The following is a 12,818-nucleotide window of genomic DNA, read 5'->3' on the forward strand; positions in this document are numbered from 1 at the left end:
GAAAAATGAAAATTAATCAATAATTGATTTTAGATTGAGATTTTAACCAATAAAAACTTAAATAAGACCTAAAAAAAGTAAAAATTACTTCGCTACTTTTTTAAATCACAGACAATTATCAACTATATCCCCATAGCAACCGAAAATTAATCTGAATTTGGATTAGTCAACATATCATTCAGCTATAGCCTATCGGCAAGCCGAATGCTTAGTTGTTTTTTAAATCACAGACAATTATCAACTATATCCCCATAGCAACCGAAAATTAATCTGAATTTGGATTAGTCAACATATCATTCAGCTATAGCCTATCGGCAAGCCGAATGCTTAGTTGTTGTGCATAGTGCTTTTCACGTTCAGCTTGGTTTTCCGATGTTTTTTGTTTAGTTCAGATGTGAGCGTTGGCAAGACATACTCTTTTACAGTTTTGGCGAAGCTTGGATGATGCGACTGTAAATGTGTATGGCTTAAGCGTTGGCATTTCGGTTATCGATTTTTCAATTTAGCACCAAATTTTTACGCAATGTTACTCAATCCCAATTCATTTTCTGTAATCTAACTGCATTTAAAATTGCTAAAAGTGCCACACCTACATCTGCAAAGACCGCTTCCCACATTGTAGCTAATCCACCTGCTCCTAAAATCAACACAATCACTTTCACTCCAAATGCCAAGCCTATATTCTGCCAAACAATTTTTCGAGTGGAACGACCTATTTTTATTGCTCTGACCACTTTTGAAGGTTGGTCGGTTTGAATAATAACATCTGCGGTTTCAATTGCAACATCACTTCCTAAACCACCCATTGCAATACCAACATCACTTGCTGCTAAAACTGGTGCATCATTTATTCCATCGCCAATAAATGCAATTTTGTTTTCTGGATTTTTCTTTAATATTTCTACTTCATTCAATTTGTCTTCGGGCAATAATCCACCTTTGGCTTGTTTGATATTTAATTCGGATGCTACTTTTTGGGTAATGGAATCTTTATCGCCCGAAAGCATCATAATAGTTGTTATTCCTATCTTACGTAAATTAATAATTGTTTCTTTTGCATCTTCCTTTAATTCATCTGCAATAACTACATAACCAGCAAATTTATCATTTATAGCAACTAAAACAATGGATTCTACAATCGAGTTGGTTTCTTTTGCGACTTCAATTTTATTGGCAGTCATTAAAGCCTTATTTCCAACTAAAACAGATTTTCCGTTTACGATTCCTTTTAAACCCTTTCCTGCGATTTCTGATACATCGGAAGCTTTAAAATCTGCGCCTTCTGCTTTATATTCCAAAATGGCTTTGGCAATTGGATGTGTGGATTGTTCCTCCATTGCCATTAGGTATTTCATAAATTCGGTTTCTTCCCAACCGATTGCTTTTACCTCTTTAATTTTGAAAACGCCTTTTGTAACTGTTCCAGTTTTATCCATAACCAGCGTGTTTATTTTGGTCATAGCATCAAGGAAAGATGCACCTTTAAATAAAATTCCATTTTTTGAAGCTGCTCCCAATCCACCAAAATAACCCAACGGAATTGAAATTACCAACGCACAAGGACAAGAAATTACAAGAAATATCAAGGCACGATACAGCCAATCTCTAAATACATAATCATCCACAAAAAAGTAAGGTAAAAACGTAACTCCAATTGCCAAGAACACAACGATTGGTGTGTAAATACGTGCAAATTTTCTAATGAACAATTCGGTTTTTGATTTTCTGGCTGTGGCATTTTGTACCATATCGAGAATTCTTGCAATGGAACTATCTTTAAATTCTTTAGTGGTTTCAATTTCAATCACACCATCGAGATTAATACTTCCTGCAAAAACTTTTTCACTTTTGGCAATCGTATTAGGTTTGCTTTCGCCTGTTAAAGCTGCTGTGTTAAACGAACCTTTATCAGAAAGTAAAATACCATCTAATGGCACTTTTTCGCCAACACGAACTTGTACTTTTTCGCCAATTTCTACAGTTTCAGGATTAACCGAAATAAAATCATTATTTCTATACACCAAAGCCTCGTTTGGTCTTACGTCGAGCAACGCTTTTATGTTCGATTTTGCCCTATTGACTGCTGCATTTTGAAACAATTCGCCAACTGCATAAAATAACATAACCGCAACACCTTCGGGATATTCGCCAATAATGAATGCGCCAATTGTGGCAATTGACATTAAAAAGAACTCTGTAAAAACATCGCCTTTTTTTATGCTATTCCAACCTTCTTTTAAAACTGGAAATCCAACTGGTAAATAAGCGATGCTATACCAAATAATGCGAATCCAATCTTTAAAAAATGCAACATCAAAGTAATCTAAAGCAATACCAACAATAAGTATTATGAAGCTTACTATTGCTGGAATATATGCCTTAAAATTATTCGGTTTACTTCCGTGATTATGACCATCATCGTGACTGTGTTCTTTTTCAGAATTTGGATTTAGGTCTTTTAAATTAAGTTTTTTCTTTTTCATTTATATTCAATTATATTGTAAAAATGCTTAAAAAATAAGTGCAATGGAAGTGCATTTATTGACCACTACATTTATCGCAAATACCTTTTACTACCAAATTTATATCTTCGGAAATAAACCCGTTTGGCACTTTAATCTGTGGGATTTTATGTTCTGTTAAACAAACGGTTTCATTGCAATTATTGCAATGGAAATGTAAATGTAAATCGGTTTCAATTTCGCAATTACAACCTTTTTCGCAAAGTGCATATTTGGTAATTCCTGTGCCATCATCTATTTGATGAACGATTGCTTTTTCTTCAAATGTCTTTACCGTTCTGTACAAAGTTGTTCTATCTGCTTTTTCAAAAGCGTTTTCAATATCGCTTAATGTTACCGCTACTTGCTTTTGTGCAAGAAACTTATAAATAAGTAATCGCATTGCCGTAACTCGTATATCTTTTGACTCTAATAATTGTTCTATTGTTTGCATAATTAATGTGCGTGTTCTGCTTCGCCCTTTTTCATTTCTGCAATTAGGTAGTACGCATTGTTATAAGCAAACTTTGTATTTGTTGCTATTTCTTCGGAAAATTGAATTGCTACCCAATCGCCATCTTTATCTCCCAAAATAACCTCAATTGGTTTAAAACTCCAATCCACATTTTCTTTTTCAACTGAAAACACATAAAATTTGTCGCCTTCTTTTACAATAGCACTTTCTGGCAATGCCATTGTTTTAGTGCTTTCTGTCTGTATTCTACCTTGAATGTACATTCCTGGAATTAAATTTCCTTTTTTGTTTTCAATTTCTGCGTGAACGTGAACCGCTTTTGGGTTATCCTCAAAAGTTTTGCTTACTGAATATATTTCTGCACTCAATTCATCATCTTCAATAGATTGTATATTAAAGGTAACTTTTTGACCTTTTTTTACTTTGTAAACGTCTTTTTCAAAAACCATTAAATCTGCGTGAACGTGATGCGTATCTACAATTTCAAAGAGTTCGGTTTGTGGTTCAACATATTGTCCTGTTTTCACTTCCACCTTTTGCACATAACCTTCAATGGGACTGCGTAATGCCACACGTTGCACTATCGTACCATTTGCGACTGAATTTGAATTAATATTCAACAATTTTAACTGTGCTGCCATTCCATTAACCATAGCTTTTGATGCGTCATATTCTGCTTCTGCTTTTTGAAAATTTGCACCAGAGCCTACACCTGCATTATATAATTTTTGTTGTCGTTCATAGTTTTTCTTTAGAAAAGTGCTGTTGCTATACGCATTCAAATAATCGGTTTGCATTTGTATAATATTGGGATGTGAAAGGTATGCAACAACTTGACCTTTGTTTACTTTGTCGCCTTCAATCACTTCAATAGAAACCACATTTGCACCAACAACCGAAGTTATGGCAGCTTCATTTTGTGGTGGCACTTCCAAAGTTCCGTTTGCTTCTACATAGCCACTCATATTGCGTGAGGTAATGGTGTCAATTTTCATTTTTAAGGCTTCAAATTGTTGTGATGATAACATAACTTCTTCTCCTTCGTGATGTTCTTCTTTAGGATTAGTACTGGTTTCCTCATCGTGTGCGTGTCCATCTTCTTCATTGTGATTTTCTTTGTTGCCACAAGAGGCAGCTGAAAATGACAATATTAAAATTGTCAAGATGATATATAGTGTGTTTTTCATAGTTCTAATTTTTAAAATATTGTAATTCAAAAGTGCTTTCTAAATAATTTGCCAAAGCTGTTTGTGCTTCAATTTCGCTCTGAATAGCTTCTTTTATAAGTTGTGTAAATGCCGAATAATCAATCTCGCCTTCTTTGTAAGCGAATAATGCGCCTGTTTTTTGGTCTTTTGTAAGTGGTAATACTTGTTCTTTATAAAAGAGCCACGATGTTTTCCACTTTAGATAGTTTTCTTTGGCTTGAATAAATTTAGATTCAACTTCGTTTTGTCTGAATTGAATATTAGTTTCGGCAATTTGTTTGTCAATTTTTGCAGTTCTAATATTCGCTTTTGTTGTGCCAGATAGAAATGGAATTGATATACCAGCTTGATAGGTGTAAAAACCAGAATTACCATTTACGTTTTGCAAACCACCTTGAAGATTGAATTTGGGTAGATTTTCGGCTTTTGCAACTTTGTAATTTGCTTCTGCTTCATCTATTTGAATTTGCGCAAGGTTATATAAAGGATGTTCTTTTGCATTGAAATCGTTTATATCAATTTCATTAGTGATATCCAATTCGTCTGGTACGTTATAAAATTCATCCGAAACGAGCCATAGATTCAACTGCTGTAATGCAATTAGATAGTTGCTCTTTGTTTGCAAAAACTTGTTTTGAATTTGTAAAGCTTGGTTTTTAGCTGCGGAATATTCCAGTTTCGAAATGGCTTCCACTTCATAATTTAATTCCACCGCTTTTTCAAAATTGGTGTAAATGGAATCCAATGCTGCATACAGATTATAATTTTGTTTACTCTGAAAGGCATTTGACCACGCTTTTTTAACTTCCAATTCCAATTCTAATTCTGAAAGTTGAAAGGCTTTTTGCGCTAATAAAATACGCTGCTCCTGTAATTTTCGTTTTGGCGCAATACCAAAGACATCAATATTTGATTGTCCAATACCAACTGTGGTATAAATTCCTGTTCCATTATTGATTTCTTCGCCACCTGTAAAAATTTGAGTTGTGCCAAAATCATAAGCGGTACCTTTTAATTGTTGCTGTTTTTCAATTTCCAACTGCCTTTGTTTTAAACTTGGATAGTTTTCTTTTGAAATCTTTACAGCTTCATCCATTGAAACAGTCGGCAACGTATCATTTACTTGTTGTGCATTTCCTGTTATTGGCAATAAGAACAAAAATGCTACCATTGCAGTAACTGTTACCACTTTTTTATTAGGTCTAAACGTGAACGATTTATTTTCCACCCAATGATATAAAATTGGTAAAACGAATAAGGTTAATAATGTAGATGTCAACAATCCACCAATAACTACTGTTGCTAAAGGTCGTTGTACTTCTGCGCCTGCTGATGCTGAAATTGCCATTGGTAAAAATCCCAAAACATCTGTAAAAGCAGTTAGCATAATAGGTCTTATTCTTCGTTTTGTACCTTCAATAATTCTGTCTTTAAGATTGGTAACGCCTTCATCTTTTAGCTCGTTTAATCCGCTAATCATTACCAAGCCATTTAAAACAGCAACACCAAACAAGACAATAAAACCGACACCTGCCGAAATGCTGAAAGGCATATCACGTAACCACAATGCAAAAACACCTCCAATGGTTGCCATTGGGATAGCGATGTAAATCATTAAAGTTTGTGGAAGTGATTTTAGTGCAAAATAGATTAACACAAAAATCAACAGTAGCGCAATTGGTACAACGGTTTGTAAACGGTTGCTTGCACGTTCCAAATTTTCAAAAGCACCACCATACCGAATAAAATATCCTGATGGCAGTTCGAGGTTGGCATCCAGTTTTGATTTAATTTCAGTTACCAACGATTTTACATCACGACCTCTCACGTTAATACCTACGTAGGTTCTTCGGTTGGTATTATCTCTACTTATTTGCATTGGACCAGCTTTGTAGCTGATGTCTGCAACTTCACGTAGCGGAATTTGAGTTCCTGATGGTAAATTGATATACAAATTCTGAACATCTGAAATATCTGTTCGATTTTGAGAATTTAAACGCACCACCAAATCAAAACGTTTTTCGCCTTCAAAAATAACGCCTGCTGTTCCACCTGCAAATGCAGATTGTACGATTTGGTTTAAAGTATTTATTTGAAGTCCGTATTGTGCTAATTTACTTCGGTTATAGGTTATTGTCATTTGTGGTAAGCCTGTGGTTGCTTCTGCTTTCATATCGCCAATTCCTTCAGTTCCTGCGATTATTTTGGTAATTTCTTCTGCTTTTTGTGACAGTATATTTATATCTTCTCCATAAATTTTTATGGCAATATCTTCACGGACACCTTCGAGTAATTCATTAAAACGCATTTCTATGGGTTGGGTAAATTCATAGTTTACTCCAGGAATTATCTCAACTGCTTTCTTTATTTCTTCAATGAGTTCATCTTTTGTCGAAACAGTAGTCCATTCGCTTTTAGGTTTTAGAATTACAAAAACATCTGCTAAATCCATTGGCATTGGGTCGGTTGGAATTTCGGCAACACCAATTTTACTGACTATTTTTTCAACTTCAGGAAATTTCGCTTTTATAATTTGCTCAACTTTAGTTGTTGTTTCTATAGTTTCTGTAAGTGAACTGCCAGGTTTTAAAATAGCGTGAAAAGCAATATCGCCTTCATCGAGTTGTGGTATAAATTCGCCACCCATTTTGCTGAACGTAAACACAGCAATTCCGAAAAGAACCACCGAAATACCTATTATTAGTTTTCCTTTGGATAAAGATTTTTCTAATAAAGGCTGGTATTTACGTTCTACCCAATGCACAAATTTATCGCCATAGGATTTTTTATCAGATTTTGGTGCTCTTAAAATCAAAGCAGACATCATTGGTACATACGTCAAGCAAAGTACCATTGCTCCAATCATAGCAAAGATGAAAGTTAATGCCATTGGCTTGAACATTTTACCTTCAATCCCTTCTAAAGCTAAAATGGGAAGAAATACAATCAAGATGATAAGTTGACCGAAAAAGGCAGCGTTCATCATCTTTTTTGATGCGCTGGAAGCGATGCCATCACGTTCTTTAGATGTCAATTTTTTGTTCTTATAGAGTTGGGAAGCTATTAGGAAAACGGTGCTTTCTACAATAATTACAGCACCATCAACGATAATCCCGAAATCTATTGCACCCAAACTCATTAGGTTTGCCCAAACATCAAAAACATTCATTAATATAAAAGCAAATAATAAGGATAATGGAATAGTGGAAGCTACAATTAAACCACCTCGCCAATTTCCTAAAAGGAAGATAAGAACGAAAATTACTATTAAAGCACCTTCAATAAGATTGGTTGAGACGGTTGATGTGGTTTCTGCAATTAGTTTACTTCGGTCTAATAAGGGTTCGATGGTAACACCTTCTGGTAAGGACTTTTCAATTTGAGCAATTCGGGTTTTTACATTTTTAATTACTTTGTTTGAATTGGCACCATTTAGCATCATAACCATTCCGCCAACCACTTCGCCATCGCCATCTTGCGTCATTGCACCATAACGGATTGCAGCACCATATTGAACTGTCGCAATGTCGCCAACAGTAATAGGAATGTTATTTGAATTTTTGACTGTAATATTTTTAATATCCTCCAAACTGCGCACCAAACCTTCGCCTCGAATAAAATTGGCTTGGTGGTTTTTTTCGATATATGCACCACCTGTATTTTGGTTGTTGTTTTCGAGAGCTTCAAAAACATCGGTAATTGTAATACCAATTGCCTTTAATTCGTTTGGGTCAACAGCAACTTCGTACTGCTTGATTTTACCACCAATGGCGTTAACTTCAACAACACCTTCTACCATTGCCATTTGGCGTTGGATAATCCAATCTTGCATCGTTCGCAAATCTGTAATGGAATATTTGTCTTTATATTCTGGTTTTACTTTAAGTGTGTATTGGTAAATTTCTCCCAATCCCGAAGATATTGGACCCATTGTTGGTGTGCCAAAACCATTTGGGATTTCTTCTTTTACTTCGTTTAATTTTTCAGATACTAATTGACGAGGTAAATATGTTCCCATAGCATCATCAAAAACTATGGTTACAACAGATAAGCCAAAGCGTGAAATAGAACGGATTTCCTTGACATCAGGTAAATTACTCATTGCAACTTCTACAGGATAGGTAACAAATTGTTCAATATCCTGTGTTCCCAAATTGGGTGCTTGCGTAATGACTTGTACTTGATTGTTGGTAATGTCTGGAACAGCATCTATAGGAACTTGGGTCATACTCCAAATACCTGCTGCTACAATGGTTAGCGTTAGCAAACCAATAATGAATTTGTTATTGATTGAAAAATCAATGATTTTATTAATCATAGAAAAGGTGTTAATTCAGTTGAAATTATTAATCCACGCAAGAGCGAACATTAAATGTGAAGCAATACTCACGTTAAAAAGCATTACGTTAGGATATAGCTATCCTTTAAAAAACTGAATTATGCCCTTGGTGGCTGTAAAATAGAAGTGTTAAAATCTTTTTCTGTACCATTTAAGGAGAGAAAATCTTGAGTAGAAATAGGAGTAATATCGAGTTTTAAATCTACAAATTGCATATAAGTTGCGCTAATATAGCAACATTGGCAAATACAAAAAGGGGAACATAAATCTGAATCTTGGTGCTGGTGGTCGTTATCCATAGCTTGTGAGATTTCAGTTTTAGCATCATCATCAATCACAACATAATCCGCACAAGGTGCTACATTAAGTGCGAAAATGTAAATTGACAATATGAATGCTAAATGTTTCATTGATGCAAATATATGAATTTATTAATGCAATGGTGTTGCAAAGATGTTCATTGGTTTGTTCGGATTTGTGCGGTGGAAAGAAACAGCTCTTTTATTTTTTAGAGCGTTGGCTTTTTTGAGCGTTGGCAAAAAATGAATGTGCTGTTTGCGCGTTGGCTTTTTTAGTTCAAATGTTCGATTTTAGCACGATTTCCGCATTATGCACAACGTTGCAGTATGAATAGTAGCATCCCGAAGGGTGCTATTATTTATAAAGTCTGTTAACTGCTGTTTTATTTTAATTTTTATCTTCTCTAAAAATAATAAAATAAATAAAGATACAGTTAGCTATTCGGAAAAATATTATGAACTCCTTTTTTCTGAGCTACCCCATAACGTATGAATTATAGAAGTAATATGATGCGTTCGTTATGGGAAACTAAAAACACGTTCTTTTTTCTTTTTTAGATCCAACAATTCAATAAAAAACTTGACTTTGTCAGAATTTTTCACTTACTTGTTCAAGTAGTTTATACGTGTCCACGTTCAGAAAGTAAACTTTCTACGCTGCCAAGCTAAACTACTTGGGCAATAATCTCCTAAAGTCGATATTCCCTTAATCTAATAAAGAAAAAACAACTCCTTAGGCTATCCATAAAACTTAGAAAAAAGAGCCCTTCCCGAATCGATAATTGCAGGTTAACGTAGGAATATAGGTACTGTTACCTATATACTCCAAATATAAGAAATATAGTTACCAATAATTTTAAATATTTATACTATTTGATTGAATTATAATAATGAAGTTTCTTTGTCCCAAAAAATGGTCGTTTTTTGAGACAAAACTAATTAATGATACTTCGGCAAAATAGTAGTCTTATTTTCCGTCTCTTTTAAGAGTTTCGTTAATTCACGTTTTATGAGACTAAATTAGCAGGAAAAAAAATAAAAGATATCTCTATCAATATATAGATAATAATTAAGCAGACTTTGTTTAAATGGTCATAGCTTTTTAACTCAACAGTAACTCAGATGCCTCATCTATAACTACGGTATCTAAGTCTTTGAGATAAGCTTGTGTAATGGCTAAATTTTGATGTCCCATAGATTCACTGATTATATCTGTAGCAACTCCTTTTTGTTTAAGGCAATTGGCAAAACTATGTCTTGCTACATAGCTACTAATATTCTTTTTGATATCACATAATTCCGCAAGTTCTTTAAGTTGTTTATTGTAAATCCCTAGTACTTTATGTTTTCTGTTTGCAACTTGAGTTGGTGTGTAATCTTCTCTGTAAAGCAAAGGGAATACATATTTATTTTCATATCCATATATTTGGTAATAATCTAATATATCTTGAACAGGTGGTAGAATTTTAATTCTAAAATTACCTTTAGTTTTACTCCTTATATAATGTATACAATTAGAATGAATATCATTCCACTCTAATTCAACCATATCTTTAAAATTCATACCACGTGTATAAAAGCTGAATACAAAAAAATTCTTTGCATTAATTAAATGAGAATAACCTTCCAAATCAAGATTGACGATTTCCATTATTTCTTCAAAGCTTAAGGCTCTTTTAGCTGACTTTCCTTTAAGCTTAGATATCTTATAAGCTCTAAACGGATAATAACTTTCCTTTATTAACCCTCGCTGTATTGCCATATTATATATTGCCCTAATGGCTCTCATCTTAACCCCAATGCCTCCATCTGTCCCACCTCTTGATCTTAAAAACACTTCATATTTATTTAAAAATGTTGGGTTAAGCCCTTTAAAAGATAGTTTTTTGAATCGATGAAATATTTTTACAGAGGTCATAGCATCATTATTCACTTTCGCATTTCCTATACGGGCTGCTCTAGTTTGTTCTTCAATAATTTCATCCCAAAATGCAAATACATCATTCTTTAAAGGATTAAAAGTAATTCTATACTTATTATCAAAATCTAATATTGTATAATCAGGATTATCAATTTCCAATTCCGTAAGAATTTGCAATGCCCTATCTTTAAATTTCAGTAAAAGTCTATTTTTTTGAATATAATTTTCTTTTCTTTTATTAAAACTGCCTGTTGAGGATTTCCATTCGTCAACTGTACTGCTAAAAGGGGTTGTATAAAATTTAGATTCCCTTTCTTTAGTTACACGGAGAAAGATGGGAAATGTTCCATCTGACAATTTCTTTTTCCTTAAAACAATCTTAACTGAAGCCATAATTTTGATTTATAAATTACATGGGTACAACATAGGTACAACAAATGAGCTATTAAATGTAAATATTCTGCAACCAAATACAAAATAAAAAAGCGTAAAATACTGAAAATCAGAAGAAAAGAGACTAAATGCAACTATATGAAAAACAAACTTTTAAGACTGTTAATCAGAGGGTCCAAGGTTCGAGTCCTTGAGGGGGAGCAGAAATTAAAATCCAACTTATTTAGTTAAGTTGGATTTTCTGTTTTTAACAACTACTACGCGAGTAAAACACTTTACTTATTTTTAATATAATATTCTCATTTTCAAATCAGTAATAACTAAATACTCATAACCTTTTTTTTCAAAACCATATTCTATTTTGCTTTAGCTTAAAATTTTCACGGTTTAATAAAATTAGAATAGTATTGATATATTGGTCCGTATACAACTTAAAACTAGTTGCAAAAAATTCTTTGTAAAAACCTGAAGGAATCTTTTATAATTTATTAATATTGTTCTATTAAATTTTTAATAAAATATAAAATATTATGATTCATAGACTAAATAAAAGTATCGCGGTTAAGTTTATTTCATTTTTGGTTTTGATACTATTTGTTAACGCTTGTAGTTCAAAAAAAATAGTAAGTTCAAATGACATAAAACCAATACAAGAAGACAAACCAATGAATATTATACTTATGATTGGTGATGGCATGGGGGTATCGCAAGTTTCGAGTAGTTACTTTGCAAAAGAAACGGAACCCAACTTTAGTCGTTTTAATACTATTGGATTAATAAAAACATCTTCAGGTAGCCATTTAATTACTGATTCGGCCGCTGGTGCTACAGCATTTTCTGCAGGCCAAAAAACCTATAATGGTGCAATAGGTGTAGATATAGATACCCTTTCTGCTGAAAACATTGTAGATTATCTTTCTAATAAAGAATATGCAACGGGTTTAATTGCTACTTCTTCAATAACTCATGCAACTCCTGCAAGCTTTTTTGCTCATGTTAAATCTAGAGGCATGGCCGAAGAAATAGCTAGTGAATTACCAAGTTCACAAGTAGATTTTTTTGCTGCTGGTGGTAAACAATTTTTCTTTAATCGAAAAGATGACACATCACTTTATAATGAATTTGTAACTAATGGATTTACCATTGACACCTTAAGTCTTGAAAAGAGTCAAGCTCTATCAAAATCTAAAAAATATGGTTTTTTATTGTCAAAGGATGCGATGCCGAGAATGGATCAAGGAAGAGGAGATTTTTTATTAAATGCAACCGAATTAGCACTTTCTTATCTAAATAAAAATGAAGTAAAAGGTAAAAATGGGTTTTTCCTAATGGTTGAGGGTTCACAAATAGATTGGGGTGGACACGCAAATGATTCTGAATATATTAAAAAAGAAGTCTTAGATTTTGACAAAACTATTGGACGTGTTTTAGATTTTGCTGAAGCTGACGGTAATACCCTAGTTATTATAACTGCAGATCATGAAACTGGTGGCTATACCCTGGCATCTGATGATGGAGATTATAACAAAATAAAAGGTTCTTTTTCTACGGGAGGGCATTCTGCTACCTTAATTCCAGTATTTGCATATGGCCCAGGTGAAGCCAATTTTTCTGGAATTTATGAAAATACGGCAATATTTGATAAAATTATCGAAATGGTTAATGAACAAAAATAGTAGCTG

At 33.5% G+C, this 12,818-nt stretch carries 7 protein-coding genes; 1 reads left to right on the forward strand and 6 read right to left on the reverse strand.

The window, feature by feature from the left end; translation table 11 throughout:
* Positions 1–530 precede the first annotated feature (530 nt).
* The 6 genes from D3P13_RS08370 to D3P13_RS08395 all read right to left on the reverse strand — a co-directional run bounded on the left by D3P13_RS08370 (position 531) and on the right by D3P13_RS08395 (position 11,136).
* Positions 531–2,483, reverse strand: a complete 1,953-nt coding sequence (locus D3P13_RS08370; RefSeq protein WP_117881267.1) for a heavy metal translocating P-type ATPase — start codon at positions 2,481–2,483, stop codon at positions 531–533.
* A gap of 55 nt (positions 2,484–2,538) precedes the next feature.
* The gene (locus D3P13_RS08375) at positions 2,539–2,955 is read right to left on the reverse strand and encodes a Fur family transcriptional regulator (protein ID WP_117881269.1); all 417 of its coding nucleotides are present in this window, start codon (positions 2,953–2,955) and stop codon (positions 2,539–2,541) included.
* 2 nt (positions 2,956–2,957) lie between these two features.
* Positions 2,958–4,163: an efflux RND transporter periplasmic adaptor subunit gene (locus tag D3P13_RS08380; protein ID WP_117882223.1), complete on the reverse strand. Its 1,206-nt coding sequence runs from the start codon at positions 4,161–4,163 to the stop codon at positions 2,958–2,960.
* A 4-nt stretch (positions 4,164–4,167) separates the two neighbouring features.
* Positions 4,168–8,502 (reverse strand): CusA/CzcA family heavy metal efflux RND transporter, encoded by a 4,335-nt coding sequence (locus D3P13_RS08385; protein WP_117881272.1) that lies wholly within the window; start codon positions 8,500–8,502, stop codon positions 4,168–4,170.
* A gap of 119 nt (positions 8,503–8,621) precedes the next feature.
* Positions 8,622–8,933, reverse strand: a complete 312-nt coding sequence (locus D3P13_RS08390; RefSeq protein ID WP_117881276.1) for a DUF6660 family protein — start codon at positions 8,931–8,933, stop codon at positions 8,622–8,624.
* 991 nt (positions 8,934–9,924) lie between these two features.
* Positions 9,925–11,136, reverse strand: a complete 1,212-nt coding sequence (locus D3P13_RS08395; RefSeq protein ID WP_117881279.1) for a site-specific integrase — start codon at positions 11,134–11,136, stop codon at positions 9,925–9,927.
* 530 nt (positions 11,137–11,666) lie between these two features.
* Here D3P13_RS08395 and D3P13_RS08400 point away from each other — a divergent pair.
* Positions 11,667–12,812, forward strand: coding sequence for an alkaline phosphatase (locus D3P13_RS08400; protein WP_117881282.1), 1,146 nt, complete (start codon positions 11,667–11,669; stop codon positions 12,810–12,812).
* Positions 12,813–12,818: the final 6 nt, after the last annotated feature.

It is taken from the genome of Aureibaculum luteum, assembly GCF_003449015.1.
GTDB lineage: Bacteria > Bacteroidota > Bacteroidia > Flavobacteriales > Flavobacteriaceae > Aureibaculum > Aureibaculum luteum.